11 protein-coding genes are annotated in these 16,557 nt (G+C 71.6%); 6 read left to right on the top strand and 5 right to left on the bottom strand.

All coding sequences use genetic code 11. The annotated features are described in order from the left end of the window. Positions 1-238: 238 nt before the first annotated feature. The 4 genes from ACIBI4_RS28795 to ACIBI4_RS28780 form a co-directional block, all read right to left on the bottom strand. Entirely contained in the window at positions 239-1,024 is a 786-nt protein-coding gene (locus ACIBI4_RS28795) for a hypothetical protein (RefSeq protein ID WP_399207028.1), read from the bottom strand. A gap of 191 nt (positions 1,025-1,215) precedes the next feature. Beyond that, on the bottom strand, positions 1,216-3,246 hold the full coding sequence (locus ACIBI4_RS28790) for a M4 family metallopeptidase (protein ID WP_399207027.1): 2,031 nt from the start codon (positions 3,244-3,246) through the stop codon (positions 1,216-1,218). Positions 3,247-3,578: 332 nt separating this feature from the next. Continuing rightward, positions 3,579-5,420, bottom strand: coding sequence for an ABC transporter ATP-binding protein (locus tag ACIBI4_RS28785; RefSeq protein WP_399207026.1), 1,842 nt, complete (start codon positions 5,418-5,420; stop codon positions 3,579-3,581). Next, positions 5,417-7,390: an ABC transporter ATP-binding protein gene (locus ACIBI4_RS28780; protein WP_399207025.1), complete on the bottom strand. Its 1,974-nt coding sequence runs from the start codon at positions 7,388-7,390 to the stop codon at positions 5,417-5,419. Before ACIBI4_RS28780 ends, ACIBI4_RS28785 begins: the two co-directional genes overlap by 4 nt. A 233-nt stretch (positions 7,391-7,623) precedes the next feature. Here ACIBI4_RS28780 and ACIBI4_RS28775 point away from each other — a divergent pair, with 233 nt between their 5' ends. The 4 genes from ACIBI4_RS28775 to ACIBI4_RS28760 are packed head-to-tail and all read left to right on the top strand — an operon-like array spanning position 7,624 to position 11,372. Next, entirely contained in the window at positions 7,624-8,613 is a 990-nt protein-coding gene (locus ACIBI4_RS28775) for an ABC transporter ATP-binding protein (protein WP_399207024.1), read from the top strand. After that, the gene (locus ACIBI4_RS28770; RefSeq protein ID WP_399207023.1) at positions 8,610-9,368 is read left to right on the top strand and encodes an ABC transporter permease; all 759 of its coding nucleotides are present in this window, start codon (positions 8,610-8,612) and stop codon (positions 9,366-9,368) included. Before ACIBI4_RS28775 ends, ACIBI4_RS28770 begins: the two co-directional genes overlap by 4 nt. Positions 9,369-9,394: 26 nt before the next feature. After that, a complete protein-coding gene (locus tag ACIBI4_RS28765; RefSeq protein WP_399207022.1) occupies positions 9,395-10,735 on the top strand; it encodes a sensor histidine kinase in 1,341 nt (446 codons plus the stop codon). After that, positions 10,725-11,372: a response regulator gene (locus ACIBI4_RS28760; protein ID WP_399207021.1), complete on the top strand. Its 648-nt coding sequence runs from the start codon at positions 10,725-10,727 to the stop codon at positions 11,370-11,372. Before ACIBI4_RS28765 ends, ACIBI4_RS28760 begins: the two co-directional genes overlap by 11 nt. A 14-nt stretch (positions 11,373-11,386) precedes the next feature. Here the strand turns inward: ACIBI4_RS28760 and glgX are convergent, their stop codons facing one another. Beyond that, complete coding sequence (glgX, locus tag ACIBI4_RS28755) at positions 11,387-13,588, bottom strand: glycogen debranching protein GlgX (RefSeq protein WP_399207020.1); 2,202 nt, start codon at positions 13,586-13,588, stop codon at positions 11,387-11,389. Between the two features lie 249 nt (positions 13,589-13,837). On the opposite strand from glgX, the gene ACIBI4_RS28750 reads away from it, so the two are divergent. Both ACIBI4_RS28750 and ACIBI4_RS28745 read left to right on the top strand, forming a co-directional pair. After that, on the top strand, positions 13,838-15,067 hold the full coding sequence (locus ACIBI4_RS28750; RefSeq protein ID WP_399207146.1) for an Ig-like domain-containing protein: 1,230 nt from the start codon (positions 13,838-13,840) through the stop codon (positions 15,065-15,067). A gap of 206 nt (positions 15,068-15,273) precedes the next feature. Beyond that, complete coding sequence (locus ACIBI4_RS28745) at positions 15,274-16,533, top strand: Ig-like domain-containing protein (protein ID WP_399207019.1); 1,260 nt, start codon at positions 15,274-15,276, stop codon at positions 16,531-16,533. Positions 16,534-16,557 lie beyond the last annotated feature (24 nt).

The raw sequence follows: 16,557 nt of genomic DNA, 5'->3' as shown, positions 1-16,557 counted from the left end.
CCGACCCGGCCGCTCGCGGAATGGTCTCCTGTGGCCGACCCGGCCGCTCGCGGAATGGTCTCCTGTGGCCGACCCGGCCGCTCGCGGAATGGTCTCCCGTGGCCGACCCGGCCGCTCGCGGAACGGTCTCCCGTGGCCCACCCAGCCGCTCGCGGAACGGTCTCCCGTGGCCCACCCAGCCGCTGTGGAGCCGTCTCCCGTGCTCCACCGGCCCGCTCGGCTCGCGGCGCCGGCGCCCCTACTCGCCCACCCGCCGCTCCACTCCTCGCGGCGTGATCCACAACGCCTCCGCGAGCGCGCACAGTTCGCCCTCCGCCGTGGCCACCGCCACGCCCACCGTCGTCTTGCGGCCCTCGGCGCCCAGCATCCAGGCGTACGAGATGTGCGGCTCCCCGGCGCGTACGGGGGCGAGTTGGGTGCCCGTGAGCCGGGCCGTCACCCCGCCGAGCGGCATGCGGCCGAGGCGGATGGCCGTCCAGCCGCCGGGGCAGTCCAGCGCCGCCCACACGATCTCGGGCGGCAGCACGCCGTCCGGGCCCGCCAGCTCCTTCTCGGGGATCCAGGCGCCGGCGAGCAGGTCGGGGCGGTCCTCGACGCGGCCCGGCAGCAGCTTCAGGCCCTGGCCGGGGGAGACGTCGGGGCCGCAGCCGTAACAGTCCATGACCGGCGGCGGGTTGCGGCGCAGTGAGCGGACCTGGGCCGCGGCGCCCTTCTCCGCCTGGGCCCACGTCGGGGGCTCGGGCGCGTCGAGTGTGAGAGGCGCGGGAGTCGCCACCGCCAGGTCGGTGCCGGCCGCGTCACGGATCACCACGGCACCGTCCACCGGCGGCTGCGCGCCCGTCCCCTCGGACGCCCCGCCCGCGACAAGGAGGCCGGTCCCCACCGGCACCGCCGCCCGGAAGTCCACCCGGACCTCCGCGGCGTCCGAGCGGGCGGCCAGCAGCCCCGCGACATAGCCGCCGAAGGCGACACCCGGGTAGCCGGTCACGTGCGGGGCGATGGTGAGGCTCTCGGTGAACGTCATGCGTGCATGGTGCACGATGCGTGATCCGCTCGCCTCGGCGGACTGCTGTGAGGCGTACGACAGTTGGCGCGTCCAGGCAGCCCAGGCAGCCCAGGCAGCCCAGGCAGCCCAGGCCGCCCCGGCCACCCAGGCCACAAGACGCAGGAGCCCCGGGCTCCGCGCAGGGAGACCCGGGGCCCGCACGCGAGCACCTAGAACGTCAGCTTCCAGCTGTTGATCCGGCCCGTGTCGTACGTCGCCTTGTCCTGCACCCGCAACTTCCAGGTACCGGCGGCGACTTCGGACGAGGCGTTCACGCTGTAGGTCGCCTTGACGTTGTCCGCCGAGTCGCCCGAGCTGAACGGCTTCAGGTTGTAGACCGTGCCGTCCGGCGCCACCAGGTCCACCACGAGGTCACCGCGCCACGTGTGCGTGATGTCCACGGCGACCTGCAGCGTGGCCGGTGCGTTGCCGGTCTTGTCGACCGCGATCGAGGAGGTCACGGCCGCGCCGTTGTCCGGGATGGAGACGGGCGTCGTGTTCTCGTACGAGGTGCCGCCCCCGCCCCCGCCGGACCGCTCGCCCACGTTGACCCCGGCCCACGCGTCCTGCACCGCCTTGTACTCGGCGCTGGAGGCCCCGTACAGCTCACCCGCGACCGCGAGCGTCCCGGTGCGGGCCCCCGCGTAGTTGGTGGTGGAGCCGAACTTGGTGGTGAGCGCCTTGTACCAGATCAGCGCGGCCTTCTCGCGGCCGATGCCGGTGACCGGCAGGCCGTCGGAGGTCGGCGAGTCGTAGTTCACGCCGTTGACGGTCTTCGGGCCGCTGCCCTCGGACAGCAGGTAGAAGAAGTGGTTGGCCGGGCCCGAGGAGTAGTGCACGTCGATCGAGCCGATGCCCGAGTACCAGGCGTCCTTGGACGCACCGTCCTTGCTGGGCTTGTCCATGTAGCGCAGCGGCGTGCCGTTGCCCCGGATGTCGATCTTCTCGCCGACGAGGTAATCGCCCTTGTCGGCAGCGTTGTTGGCGTTGAACTCCACGGCGGCCGCCATGATGTCGCTGGTCGCCTCGTTGAGCCCGCCGGACTCGCCGCTGTAGATCAGCCCCGCGGTGTTGGAGGTGACGCCGTGCGTCATCTCGTGCGCGGCCACGTCGATCGAGGTCAGCGGCTTGGTGTTGCCGGACCCGTCGCCGTACGTCATGCAGAAGCAGCTGTCCTGCCAGAACGCGTTGACGTACGCGTTGCCGTAGTGGACCCGCGAGTACGCGCCCACACCGTCGCCGCGTATGCCGCTGCGGCCGTGCACGTTCTTGTAGTAGTCCCAGGTCAGTGCGGCCCCGTAGTGCGCGTCCGCGCCCGCGGTCTCCGCGTTCTGCGGGGTGCCGTCGCCCCAGACGTCGTCCGGTCCGGAGAAGAGCGTGCCGGTGCCGGACGTGCCGCGGTTGAGGTTGTACGTCTTGTGGTTGCCGCGTGCGCCGTCGGTCAGGTTGTACGAGCTGCCCGACTGCGTGGTGCCCAGGCCGACCTGGCCGCCGTACATCGTGTTGCCCGTGCCCTCGTTCTGCACGGCCTGCCACTCGTAGAGCTTCTCGCCGGTCGCGGCGTCCGTGACGACGTGCAGCTCGTTGGGGGTCCCGTCGTGCTGCAGGCCGCCGACCACGGTCTCGTACGCGAGGGTGGGCGAACCCTTCGCCATCCAGACGACCTTGCGCGGCGCCTTCTCGGCGGCGGTCTTCTTCGAGCCCTCGGCCCGGGCGGCGTCCACCGCCTGCTCCTCGGCCGCGGAGGCCTTCACCTCGGCCGTGGTGTCCACACCGGTGAGCTTCGCGTTCGACGCCTTGGTGACGGATTCGGTGTCGCCCGAGGTCGCGGCGACCACCAAGTCGCCGCCGAGGACGGGCAGTCCGTCGTAGGTGCGCTCGTAGCGGGTGTGCGTGGTGCCGTCGCGGTCCTGCACGACATCACGGACGACGAGCTTCTCCTTGGCCCCGAGCCCGAGGTCCTTCGCGGTCTCGGCCTTGGTGGAGTTCGCCTCGCGCAGCAGCTCGGCGCGCTCGGCGGGCGACAACTTGGCGGGCAGGGCGCCGGGATCGGCCTTCCCCGCGACGGGGGCGGCCGGTGCGTCCGCGCTGGCGCCGCCGGCCTGGATGCCGACGGTCAGCAGGGCGGCTGCGGAGAGGAGGGCGCCGACGGCGGTCGCACGACGGCGGGGGGTACGCGTGTGGGAGGTGGGTCTCAACACTGACTCCTTCTGCGGGCCGTGGGTCACGGCCGGACCACCGGTCGGCGGGTGGCCGACCGGTCAGAACAGGCAGAACAGGCAGAGCGAGGTGCGTGGGGGGTGCATGGCCGGTACCCGGGTGTCGAGTGGGGCACCACGGTCCGGCCGAGGTGAAGAGTGACAGGAGCGCTGACTTCCTGTCAGGAGCGCATCAAGAGGTTGGCCGGAAACAGTCCGTTGTGCGGAGGAGGCTGTTCGGAATACGGAGGGCGTACGGGCGGTGCGCCGCGGACAGCAGGCAGCGGCGGTACGTCCCTGCGTACCGCCGCTGTTTTAAGAGCTGTTGACCTGGCTCAGCCGACGAGACTGTCCCGCCACGCACGGTGCAGATCGGCGAACCGGCCCGTTCCCGCGATGAGTTCGGACGGTGGCCCGTCCTCGACCACGCGGCCGGATTCCATCACGAGGACACGGTCCGCGATGGCCACGGTCGACAGCCGGTGGGCGATCACCACCGCCGTACGCCCGTGCAGGACCGTCTGCATCGCGTCCTGGACCGCACGCTCCCCGGGCACGTCGAGCGAACTTGTCGCCTCGTCGAGGATCAGGACCGCGGGGTCCGCGAGCAACGCCCGGGCGAACGCGACGAGTTGCCGCTGCCCCGCGGAGATACGGCCGCCCCGCTTGCGCACGTCGGTGTCGTAGCCGTCGGGGAGCGCGGTGATGAACTCATGCGCGCCGATCGCCTTCGCCGCCTGCTCGATCTCCTCGCGGGTGGCCTCCGGGCGGCCGATCGTGATGTTCTCGGCGATCGTGCCCGAGAACAGGAAGGCCTCCTGGGTGACCATGACGACCCCGCGGCGCAGCTCGGGGACCGACAGATCGCGCAGGTCCACGCCGTCGAGCAGGACCCGGCCGTCCGAAGGGTCGTAGAAGCGGGCCAGGAGCTTGGCGAGCGTGGACTTGCCCGCGCCGGTGGAGCCGACGACGGCGACCGTCTGCCCGGCGGGCAGGGTCAGATCGAAGCGCGGCAGGACCTCGCCGCCGGTGCGGTAGCGGAAGCTCACCGCGTCGAACGTGACCGTGCGGCCCGGGTGCGCGGACGCGAGCTCCGGCAGCGGACGCGGCTCGGCGGGCGCGGGGACGGACGGGGTCTGCGCGAGCAGACCGGCGATCTTCTCCAGGGAGGCGGCCGCCGACTGGTACGAGTTGAGGAACATCCCGAGCCGGTCGATCGGGTCGTACAGCCGCCGCAGATACAGCACGCACGCGGCGAGCACACCGAGCGCGAGACCGCCGTCCGCGACGCGGTACGCGCCCCACAGGACGATGCCCGCGACCGCCGTGTTGGCCACCGTCCGCGAACCGACCACATAGCGCGCCATCTCCAGCATCGCGTCGCCGTTGGTGCGCTCGTGGCGGTGGTTGAGCACCGCGAAGTCCATTTCGTTGGCCCGTTCGCGGCGGAACGCCCGGACGGGACGGATCCCGTTCATCGTCTCCGCGAACTTGACGATCACCGCCGCGATCGTGGTCGACCGCCGCCGGAAGATCCGCCCCGCGCGCTTCTGGTAGAGCCGCACGAGCAGGTACAGCGGCACGAACGAGGCCACCGCCACCCCGCCGAGCCCCACGTCGAGCCAGAGCAGCATCGCCGCGATGTACACGAACGAGAGGATCACCGTGATCAGTTCCTGCAGGCCCTCGCTGAGCAGCTCGCGCAGGGACTCCACGTCGGTGGTGGAGCGGGAGATGAGCCGGCCCGAGGTGTAGCGCTCGTGGAAGTCGACCGAGAGCGCCTGCGCGTGCCGGAAGATCCGGCCGCGCAGATCGAGCAGCACGTCCTGGTTGACCCGGGCCGAGGAGCGGATGAACGCGTACTGCAGCACCGCCGAGCCGAGCGAACACAGCGCATACGCCGCCGCGATGGCGATCAGCGGCCCGGTGTCGTCCTTGCGCAGCGCCGGTACGCCACGGTCGATGGCGAACGCCACGAGCAGCGGGCCCACCTGCACCGCGGCCTGCTGGAGCAGCAGCAGGACGGCCGTCACGGCCACCCGCGCCTTCAGGGGCGCGAGCAGCGAGCGCAGCAGCGCCCCGGTCGCGCCCTTCGGCGCGGGCAGGGCGTCCTGGTCGAAGGGGTCACCGGCCTGCTGGTCGGTGGCCTCGGCCGGCTTGTCGACCGTGGTGGTCACCGCTCCTCCTTCGCGTACGTCAGATCGTCGAGGCCGCTCGCGTACGAGCCGTGGTCCGGGGCCGTGGCGAACGCCCGGCCGTCCGTCCCGCTCCCCGCCTCATCGGCCCCCGACATCAGCCACGCGTACTCCGCGCTCTCCCGCAGCAGCTCCTGGTGCGTGCCCACCGCGGTGATCCGGCCGCCGGAGAGCAGCGCCACGCGGTCCGCGAGCAGGACCGTCGACGGGCGGTGCGCGACGACCAGCGCGGTCGTCTCGGCGAGCACCTCGCGCAGTGCGGCCTCGACCAGCGCCTCGGTGTGCACGTCGAGCGCGGAGAGCGGGTCGTCGAGGACGAGGAAGCGCGGGCGGCCCACCACCGCACGGGCCAGCGCGAGCCGTTGGCGCTGACCGCCGGAGAGGCTCAGGCCCTGCTCGCCGACCTGGGTGTCCACGCCCTGCGGCAGCGCGTGGACGAAGTCGGCCTGGGCGACGGCGAGCGCGCGCCGCAGCTCGTCCGGCCCCGCGTCCTCGGCGCCCATCAGGACGTTCTCGCCGACGCTCGCCGAGAACAGAGTCGGCTCCTCGAAGGCCACCGCGACCAGTTCGCGCAGCCGCTCGCGCGGCATCGCCGTGATGTCCTCGCCGTCCAGCGTGATGCGGCCGCCGGTCAGTTCGTGCAGCCGTGGGACGAGCGCGGTCAGCGTGGTCTTGCCGCTGCCGGTCGCGCCCACCAGCGCCATGGTCTCGCCGGGCCGGATGTGCAGATCGATCCGGTCGAGGGACGGTGGTGTGTCCGGGGAGGCGTCGGGATACCTGAACTCGACGCCCTCGAAGCGGAGTCCGTATCCGGCGCGGTCCGGGCCCTCGTCCCGTAGGACGGAAGCGGCTCCGGCCGCGTCCGGACCGGACTCTGCATCCGACCCCGACCCCGACCTCGAAGCCGAAATCGAACCCGACCCGGACCCCGACCCCGACTCCGGCTCCGCGTCGAGCACTTCGAAGAACCGCTCGGTGGCCGTCGCCGCCTCCTGGCTCATCGCGAGCAGGAAGCCGATCGACTCCACCGGCCAGCGCAGCGCGAGCGCCGTGGAGAGGAAGAGCACCAGCGTGCCCGCCGACAGCCCGCCGTCGGCCACCTGCACGGTGCCGAGCACGAGCGCCGCACCGATCGTGAGCTCGGGCAGCAGCACGATCACCGCCCAGATCGCCGCGAGCAGCCGCGCCTTGTGCAGTTCGGTGCCGCGCAGGTCCTGCGCCATCGACGCGAAGGCGCGCGCCTGGGCGCGATGGCGGCCGAAGCCCTTGATGATCCGGATGCCGAGGACGCTCTCCTCGACCACGGTGGTCAGATCGCCGACCTGGTCCTGCGCCTTGCGCGCCACCGCCGCGTACCGCCGCTCGAAGGCCGCGCAGACCAGCACCATCGGCACCACGGGCGCGAGCAGCACCAGGCCGAGTGTCCACTCCTGAGCGAGCAGGATGCCCACGCCGACGAGGATCGTCACGCCGTTGACCAGCAGGAACGTCAGCGGGAACTGCAGGAACATCCGCAGCAGCATCAGATCCGTGGTCCCGCGCGAGAGCAGCTGACCCGAGGCCCACCGGTCGTGGAACGCGACCGGCAGCCGCTGCAGATGCCGGAACAGATCCGCCCTCATCGACGCCTCGACGCCCGCGAGCGGACGCGCCACCAGCCAGCGCCGCAGCCCGAAGAGCCCGGCCTCGACGAGACCGAGCAGCAGCAGATACAGCGCGCCGAGCCACACTCCGCCGGGGTCGCGGTCGGCGACCGGGCCGTCCACCATCCACTTGAGGACGAGCGGGATCACCAGGCCGACACAGGACGCGATGATCGCGATGACCGCCGCGAGCGACATGCGCAGCCGCACGGGCTTCACATACGGCCACAGTCTCAGCAGGGAGCGGACGGCGGATCGTGCGGGCGGGGCGGCGGAGGCGGCTTCTGCGGCGGCGGTTGTCGTGGGCATCAGGAGCGAGATTAGGCATTGCCACTGACAATCCCCTATCGGTTTTTGGTCCTACGACCGAGAACCGGACACCCCTGAACCGGGGCAGAACGGGACACTCGCGATCCCGGGTGGAACGGGTCCGTACGACCCCCGGCCCGCCACCCGGAGGACCCCCATCAACCGATCGGCTGATGCGCTCCCGAGCGCGATGGCCGATACCGGACCGGGGCCCGTCCGGGGACCGTGGAGCCATGCCCATCATCGAAGTCGCAGACCTGCGCAAGGCCTACGCCGGCCGGCCCGCCGTCGACGGGGTCTCGTTCTCCGTCGAGGAGGGCGAGATCTTCGGCATCCTCGGCCCCAACGGCGCCGGCAAGACCACCACCGTCGAATGCGTCGGCGGCCTGCGCGTGCCCGACTCCGGCCGGATCCGCGTCGCGGGCCTCGACCCGGTCGCCGACCACGACGAGGTGACCCGCGTCCTCGGCGCCCAGCTCCAGGAGAGCGAGCTGCAGCCCAAGCTCACCGTGCGCGAGGCACTGGAGCTGTACAGCGCCTTCTACGAGACGCCCGCCGACTGGCGCGCCCTCGCCGAGCGGCTCGGCCTCACCGACAAGCTCACCACCCGCTTCGCCAAGCTCAGCGGCGGCCAGAAGCAGCGGCTGTCCATCGCGCTCGCCCTGATCGGCAGCCCCCGCGTCGTCGTCCTCGACGAACTGACCACCGGACTCGACCCGCGGGCCCGCCGCGACACGTGGCAGCTGATCGAGGAGATCCGCGCCTCGGGCGTCACGGTCCTTCTCGTCACGCACTTCATGGAGGAGGCCCAGCGCCTCTGCGACCGGATCGCCGTCATCGACAAGGGCCGCCTCGCCGCGCTCGACAGCCCCGCGGGCCTGATCCGCCGTTCCGCCGGCTCGACGGTCATCTCCTTCACCCCGTCACGCACCCTGGACCCCGCCGAACTGGCCGCCCTGCCGGACGCGGCCGCCACCGACACCGACGCCCGCGACGGCCGGATCACGGTGACCGGCACCGACGCGACCGTCAACGCCGTCATCACGCTCCTGGCCCGCCACCGGATCACGGCCCACCAACTCCGGGTCACCGACGCCACGTTGGACGACGCCTTCCTCGACCTGACGGAGCAGACCGGCGCCACGGCGGACCGCGCCGCTCCCACGGCGGACCCCACAGGCCAGGCAGCAGACCCCACCGACCTCAAGGGAGCCTCGGCATGAGCGCCTTCACGCTGTCCCCGGCCACGAGTGCCGTCCTCAAGGCGGAGTTCACGCTCTTCCGCCGCGAACCCGGCTCCCTCTTCTGGATCATGGTCTTCCCGACCGCCCTGTTCGTCCTCCTCGGCTCGATCCCCACGTTCCGCGTGGTCGGCGAGGCGGTCCCGGGTCTGCGTCTCGTCGACGTCTACGTCCCGATCGCGATCCTCACCGCCCTCCTCATGGCCTGTCTGCAGGCCATGCCCCCGGTCGTCACCGGCTACCGCGAACGCGGCATCCTGCGCCGGATGTCCACCACCCCCGTACGCCCCCGTTCGGTGCTCACCGCGCAGATGGCGCTGCACGGGGCCGCCGCCCTGGCCTCCGCGGTCCTGACCGTCGTCGTCGGCCGGCTCGTCTTCGACGTCGCCCTGCCCGGGCAGTTCCTCGGATACGTGGTGGCGCTCACCCTCTCCGTCGCCGCGGCCCTCTCGCTCGGCGCCCTGCTCTCGGCCGTCTCCCGTACGTCGAAGGCCGCGAACGCGGTGGGCGCGGCGGCGTTCTTCCCGATGATGTTCAGCGCGGGCCTGTGGATGCCGGTGCAGACGATGCCCGACGTGCTCGCGCGGATCATGGAGCTGCTCCCGTTCGGAGCCGCCTCACAGGCCCTCGCCGAAGCCGCGGCCGGCGACTGGCCGAGCTGGTCCCACCTGGGCGTCCTCGCCCTGTGGGCGGTCGCACTCACCACGGCGGCGGCGCGCTGGTTCCGCTGGGAATGACCGTCGTGGTGTACGAGACTGGGGCCATGCCCGAGCCGACCGCCGCGACGTCACTGGACGCCGCCACCGCCCACCGTCGCGTGGAGGAGCGCTGGGAGACCTTCCTGCGCTGGGGTCCGTTCGCTCTGCTCGGGGTCTCGGCCCTGCTCCTGTTCGCCAGCGCGGGGCAGCTCACGCCGGGCGCCGGTGAACGCTGGGCGGCAGCCGGTCTGCTCACCGCGGCCCTGCTGGTCGAACTGTGGTGGGGCAGGGTGGGCCGCGGCCGCTCGGAGCCCGGTCCGGCCGGCGCCGCGTACTACACGATCCGCTGGGCGCTGGCCTTCGCGCTGTCCTGGCTCAATCCGTTCGCCGCCTTCTACGCGGCGCTCGGCTACTTCGGTGCGGAGCGGCTGCTGTCCGGCCGGTGGGTCACCGTCGGCCTGTTCGCCAGCGCGGTCACCATCGCCGGCTCCCAGTCGGGCGGTTTCCCGCCGCCGACGCCCGCCCGCTGGGGCCTGTTCGCCGCCATCCTGGGCATTCACGTGGCGCTCTTCTGGGTGTTCAGCAAGCTCAACACGTACGAGCAGCAGCGCACCGACGTACAGCGCTCCACCATCGCCGAACTGGAGCGCACCAACACAAAGCTGCAGCAGGCCCTCGACGAGAACGCCGCGCTGCACGCCCAGCTCCTGCTCCAGGCACGCGAGGCGGGCGTCGCCGACGAGCGCCGCCGGCTCGCCGCCGAGATCCACGACACCATTGCGCAGGGCCTGACCGGGATCATCGCCCAGCTCCAGGTCGTCGCGAACGCCGAGGACCGTGAGCTCGCGCGCGAACACCTCGGCCGTGCCGCCGACTTGGCCCGGTCGAGCCTGGGCGAGGCCCGCCGTTCGGTGCACAACCTCGGTCCGGCGGCCCTGGCGGACCAGGGCCTCGCCGAGGCGCTCAAGCAGACGGTCGCGGAATGGTCGGTGCGCACGGGCGTACGGGCCGAGTTCACGGTCACCGGCACCGCGGAGCCGCTGCACGACGAGATCGAGGGCACCCTCGTGCGGATCGCCCAGGAGGCGCTGTCCAACACGGCGCGGCACGCCGCCGCGACCCGCCTCGGCGTCACGCTCTCGTACATGGACGACGAGGTCGCCCTGGACGTCCGCGACGACGGCACGGGCTTCGACCCGCTCGCGCTGCCGCGGCGCTCCGGCTCGGGCGGCTTCGGCGTGGACGGGATGCGGGCGCGGGCCGAACGCGTGGCGGGAACCGTCGAGATCGAGTCCGAGCCGGGCTTCGGCACGGCGGTCTCGGCGCGCGTCCCGCTCGTGCTCAGGGAAACCGGCGCTCAGGAACGCGCGGACCGTCGCGTACCGTTGTACCGCCATGACGACTGACGCGCCGATCACCCTGCTCATCGTGGACGACCACCCCGTTGTACGGGACGGCCTGCGCGGCATGTTCCGCGCGGCGCCCGGCTTCGAGGTGCTGGGGGAGGCCGCGACCGGTGAGGAGGGCGTCGAGCTCACCGCTCGACTCGACCCGGACGTCGTCCTGATGGACCTGCGGATGCCCGGCGGCGGGGGAGTGGCCGCCATCGCCGAGCTCGCCCGCAGCGGCGCCCGCGCCAAGGTCCTGGTCCTCACCACATATGACACCGACTCCGACACGCTGCCGGCGATCGAGGCGGGCGCGACGGGCTATCTGCTCAAGGACGCCCCGCGCGACGAGCTGTTCACGGCGGTCCGCGCGGCCGCCGAAGGCCGCACGGTCCTCTCCCCGGCGGTCGCCTCCCGCCTGGTCTCCCGCGTCCGCACCCCCGCCCCGGAACCGGGCGCGACCCCGCTCAGCACCCGCGAGCGCGAGGTACTGGTCCTGGTCGCCCGCGGCACCTCCAACCGCGAGATCGCCCGCGAGCTGTTCATCAGCGAGGCGACGGTGAAGACCCATCTGACGCACCTGTACGCCAAGTTGGGCGTCAACGACCGTGCCGCGGCGGTGGCGGCGGCGTACGACCGCGGGATCCTGGGCTGACCGGCCCGCACTCCCTAGCCCGCCACCCGGAACAGCAGCACACACCGCCCCGCCACCGTCACCACAGCCCCCGCCGCGTGCACCGACCCCGGTGCCTCCGTCTGGTCCTCCAGGCCGGTGTCCAGGACCAGTTCGTACGCCGTGGCCCACGGCGGGCCCGGCAGGGTGAAGCTCACCGGGCGGTCGCCCGCGTGCAGGACCACCAGGAAGCTGTCGTCGGTGACCGGCGCCCCGCGTACGTCGCGGCCTGGGATGTCCCGCCCGGACAGGTACATCCCGAGCGTCGCGGCCGGCGCGTACCAGTCCCGTTCCGTCATCTCCGCGCCGTGCGCCGTGAACCAGGCCAGGTCCCGCAGCCCGTCCGCGGAGTGCGCCCGGCCCGAGAAGAACGAGCGCCGGCGCAGCACCGGATGCTCGTGCCGCAGCCGGATCAGACGCGACGTCAGCTCGAACAGGGCCTGCCAGCCCTGCTGTTCGAGCAGCGACCAGTCCACCCAGCTCGTCGCGTTGTCCTGGCAGTACGCGTTGTTGTTGCCGCCCTGCGTGCGCCCCAGCTCATCGCCGGCGACCAGCATCGGCACCCCCGTCGACAGCAGCAGCGTCGTCAGGAGGTTGCGCAACTGGCGGCGGCGCAGCGCCTGGATCCGCGGGTCCTCGCTCTCGCCCTCGGCCCCGCAGTTCCACGCCCGGTTGTCGTCGGTCCCGTCCCGGTTGCCCTCGCCGTTGGCCTCGTTGTGCTTGCGCTCGTACGACACGAGATCGCGCAGCGTGAACCCGTCGTGCGCGGTGATGAAGTTGACCGACGCGTAAGGCCTGCGCCCGCCCCACGCGTACAGATCACTGGAACCCGAGAGCCGGTAGCCGAGATCGCGGACATCGGGCAGCGCCCCGCGCCAGAAGTCCCGTACGGCACCCCGGTACCGGTCGTTCCACTCGGTCCACAGCGGCGGGAACGACCCCACCTGATAGCCCCCTGACCCCACGTCCCACGGTTCGGCGATCAGCTTCACGCGCCGCAGCACCGGATCCTGCGCGATCACCGCGAGGAACGGCGAGAGCATGTCGACGTCGTGGAACGACCGGGCGAGCGCGGCCGCCAGATCGAAACGGAAGCCGTCCACCCCCATCTCCGTCACCCAGTAGCGGAGCGAGTCGGTGATCAGGCGCAGCACATGCGGCTGGACGACGTGCAGCGTGTTCCCGCACCCGGTGTAGTCCGCGTATCGCCGCGCGTCACCCTGCAGCCGGTAGTAGCCGCGGTTGTCGATCCCGCGCAGCGACAGCGTGGGTCCCAACTCGCCCGCTTCCGCCGTGTGGTTGTAGACCACGTCGAGGATGACCTCGATCCCGGCGTCGTGCAGCGCCCGCACCATCTCCTTGAACTCACCGACCTGCGCCCCGGTCGTGGCCCCGGCCGCATAGCCCGCGTGCGGGGCGAAGTACCCGATCGAGTTGTAACCCCAGTAGTTGCGCAGCTCCCGCCGCAGCAGATGGTCCTCGTGCGCGAACTGGTGCACCGGAAGCAGCTCGACCGCCGTCACCCCGAGCCGTACGAGATGGCCGACCGCCGCCGGATGCGCGAGCCCCGCGTACGTCCCGCGCAGTTCCTCGGGGATCCCGGGGTGCAACTGCGTGAAGCCCTTGACGTGCAGTTCGTAGATCACCGAGTCCGCCCAGGGCGTCTTCGGCCGACGGTCCTCGGACCACTCGTCGGGCCCGTCGTCGTGCACGACGATGCCCTTCGGCACGAACGGCGCCGAGTCGCGGTCGTCGCGCACCGTGTCAGCGACGTGCTGCTCGGGCCAGTCACGCCGGTGCGCGTACACCTCGGGTGCCCGCCCGAACGTCCCGTAGTCGCCGTCCACCGCACGGGCATACGGATCGAGCAGCAGCTTCGCCGGATTCCACCGCGCCCCCGTCCACGGATCCCACCGTCCGTGCACCCGGTACCCGTACCGCTGCCCCGGCTCGACCCCCGGTACGAACCCGTGCCAGATCTCATGCGTCAGCTCGGTCAGCGGACACCGCGTCTCACGCCCCTGCGCGTCGAACAGACACAGCTCCACGGCCTCCGCACCCCCCGCCCACAGTGCGAAGTTGGTGCCCGCGACCCCGTCGGGCCCGACCCGGTACCGCGCCCCGAGCGGCGTCGGCGCCCCCGGCCACACCGCTCGCGTCGGCAGCGCGCTCTCCCGTCCCTGTCCCTCCTCCCTCACGGCCGCCGCTCCCAGCAGCCGCTCCGCCGCGGTCGGCCGCTCCGCCGCCTGTGGCCGCGCACCTTGCCGTGCCCCTTGCTGCGCCTCGTGCCCGGGTGCCCTCGACACCTGTCAGCCTCCCGCAGTCCGCGTCGTCTCCCCCAGTTGTGCCCCCAACCGGCCCCGCCCTCACGTTTCCCCAGGAGGGGGCACGTCGTTGGGGACAACGTGAGACAAAACGACAGGGGTGCCGGTCAGCTCCGGCGACGTATGGCGGCCGCGCTGACCGCCGCGGTGACGGCCATCGGACTGCTGGCCGGCTGCTCGGCGGACGGCTTCCGGCTCGACGAGATGCTCGGCAAGGGCGAGACCGAGCCGATCCGCGTCAGCCCCGCGCACGGCGAGCGCGGAGTGCGGCCCGAACAGGGCATCGAGGTCAAGGTGCCCAGCGGGCGCCTGGAGACCGTCAAGGTGGTCAGGTTCCAGGACGCGCAGGAGTTCCCGGTGCCCGGCCGGATCTCGCCGGACGGACTGCGCTGGACCCCGGACGACCCGCGGCTCGCGCTCGCCGCGAAGTACGAGGTGGACGCGGTGGCCCTGGACGGCCACGGCCGCCCCTCGGCCCGCCACACCTCGTTCACCACCTACGTGCCCGACGAGCGCTTCGTCGCGTACGTGAAACCGGAGAACCGTTCCACCGTCGGCACCGGCATGATCGTCTCGCTCGACTTCAACCGCGAGGTCGAGAACCGCGCCGCGGTCGAGCGCGCGGTCAAGGTGACCGCCCAGCCGCCCGTCGAGATCGCCGGCCACTGGTTCGGCACCGACCGCCTCGACTTCCGCCCCCGCACGTACTGGAAGCCCGGCACGAAGGTCACCGTCGACCTCCACCTGCGCGACGTCGAGGCCGCGCCCGGCGTCTACGGACTGCAGCACAAGACCTTCGCGTTCACGGTCGGCCGCCACCAGACCTCCCTGGTCGACGCCAAGGAGCACACGATGGAGGTCCACCGCGACGGGGAGCTGCTCTCCAAGGTGCCGATCACGGCCGGGGCGCCCAAGACCACCACGTACAACGGGAAAATGGTGATCACCGAGATGCTGGAGGTGACCCGGATGAACGGGGCGACCGTCGGCTTCACGGACTCCGACGGCAAGGGCGAGTACGACATCAAGGACGTCCCGCACGCCATCCGCCTCACCACCTCCGGCACCTTCCTGCACGGCAACTACTGGGCGGCCTCGTCCACCTTCGGGCAGGACAACGTCAGCCACGGCTGCGTCGGGCTGCGGGACGTCAAGGGCGGCAGCGCGGAGACCCCGGCGGGCTGGTTCTTCGACCGCTCCCTCGTCGGCGACGTCGTCGAGGTCACGAACTCCAAGGACAAGACGGTCGCACCGGACAACGGCCTCGGCGGCTGGAACCTCTCCTGGCCGAAATGGAAGGCGGGTTCGGCCCTGACCCACCGCACCAAGGGCCAGGGACGCGTACCGCGGTAGCCGCGGGCCCGGGGGTGCGTGCGCACCGTGCGCACCCCCGGCCGTTCCAAACCTCCCAGCGCCCTCGATCAGTTGGGACTGAACGGTGACATCCCCGGGGAGTCAGCTCTGGGGCCCGTGTGATAACCCTTGCGCATAGGCGCGCGACCAAGAGGCGCAGCCAGGGGTGCGGGCCTGGACCAGGCCGTGCGAGGGGAGAACGATAAGTGAACGGGCGACCGATATCGGGGGCATCGGTTGATGCACGAAAGCGCCGCATCAGGGGCTCGCTGGCGCTGATCACCGGTTCGCTGCTGCTCGCCGTGACCGCCTGCGGAGGCGGCGGCGACGGCGGGGGCGGCAAGAAGGACGACAAGGAAGGCGCGGGCAAGGCGAAGCCCAACACGCCCTCCGTCGCCGTCGTCGACATCGCCCCGAAGGACGGTGCGAAGGACGTCGCCACGAGCGGCGCCCTGAACATCACCGCCGACAAGGGCAAGCTCACCGACGTGACCGTCAAGGACACCAAGGGCAAGGAAATACCGGGCGACATCGCCAAGGACGGCGCCAGCTGGAAGCCCGAGCACCACCTCGCGGCGGCCACCAAGTACAAGGTGCACGCCACCGCGAAGGACTCCGAGGGCCGCGCGTCCGCGAAGGACACCACCTTCACCACGCTCACCCCGAAGAACACCTTCGTCGGCCACTTCACGCCCGAGGACGGTGACAAGGTCGGCGTCGGCATGCCGGTCTCGCTGAACTTCACGCGCGGCATCACGAACCCCGACGCGGTCGCCGACGCCATCGAGGTCAAGGCCGAGCCGGCCGTCGAGGTCCGGCACAAGTGGTACGGCAACGACCGGCTCGACTTCCGCCCCGAGGACTACTGGGAGCCCGGCACCAAGGTCACCGTCACGCTCAACCTCGACGGCGTCGAGGGCCGGCCGGACGTCTACGGCTCGCAGAACAAGTCGATCACCTTCACCATCGGCCGCAGTCAGGTCTCCACGGTCGACGCCAAGTCCAAGAAGATGACGGTCGAGCGCGACGGCAAGGTCATCAAGACCATCCCGATCACCTCGGGCGCCCCGGCCACGCCCACGTACAACGGTCAGATGGTGATCACCGAGAAGCTCAAGGTGACCCGGATGAACGGCGCCACGGTCGGCTTCACGGACGCCGACGGCGAGGGCGAGTACGACATCAAGGACGTCCCGCACGCGATGCGCCTGTCGACCTCGGGCACGTTCATACACGGCAACTACTGGGCGTCCTCGTCGACCTTCGGTTCGGCCAACGTCAGCCACGGCTGCGTCGGTCTGCGCGACGTCCGCGGCGGCTACGACGGCAAGACCCCGTCGGCCTGGTTCTACGGCAAGTCGATGATCGGCGACGTCGTGATCGTCAAGAACAGCAAGGACAAGACGATCCAGTGGTACAACGGCCTGAACGCGTGGAACCTGGACTGGGACAAGTGGGAGAAGTAGCCCTTCCCCGACTGGTGTGACGGT

The organism is Streptomyces sp. NPDC050418, assembly GCF_044458745.1.
Lineage (GTDB): Bacteria > Actinomycetota > Actinomycetes > Streptomycetales > Streptomycetaceae > Streptomyces.
The sequence above is the reverse complement of the archived record's forward strand: the minus strand, read 5'-3'. Positions and strand labels throughout refer to the sequence as shown.

Excerpts from the sequence above, each read along its gene's own strand:
- ACIBI4_RS28795 (WP_399207028.1), bottom strand. The coding sequence starts at position 1,024 with ATGACGTTCACCGAGAGCCTCACCATCGCCCCGCACGTGACCGGCTAC.
- ACIBI4_RS28780 (WP_399207025.1), bottom strand. The coding sequence starts at position 7,390 with ATGCCCACGACAACCGCCGCCGCAGAAGCCGCCTCCGCCGCCCCGCCC.
- ACIBI4_RS28775 (WP_399207024.1), top strand. The coding sequence starts at position 7,624 with ATGCCCATCATCGAAGTCGCAGACCTGCGCAAGGCCTACGCCGGCCGG.
- ACIBI4_RS28770 (WP_399207023.1), top strand. The coding sequence starts at position 8,610 with ATGAGCGCCTTCACGCTGTCCCCGGCCACGAGTGCCGTCCTCAAGGCG.
- ACIBI4_RS28765 (WP_399207022.1), top strand. The coding sequence starts at position 9,395 with ATGCCCGAGCCGACCGCCGCGACGTCACTGGACGCCGCCACCGCCCAC.
- ACIBI4_RS28760 (WP_399207021.1), top strand. The coding sequence starts at position 10,725 with ATGACGACTGACGCGCCGATCACCCTGCTCATCGTGGACGACCACCCC.
- ACIBI4_RS28750 (WP_399207146.1), top strand. The coding sequence starts at position 13,838 with ATGGCGGCCGCGCTGACCGCCGCGGTGACGGCCATCGGACTGCTGGCC.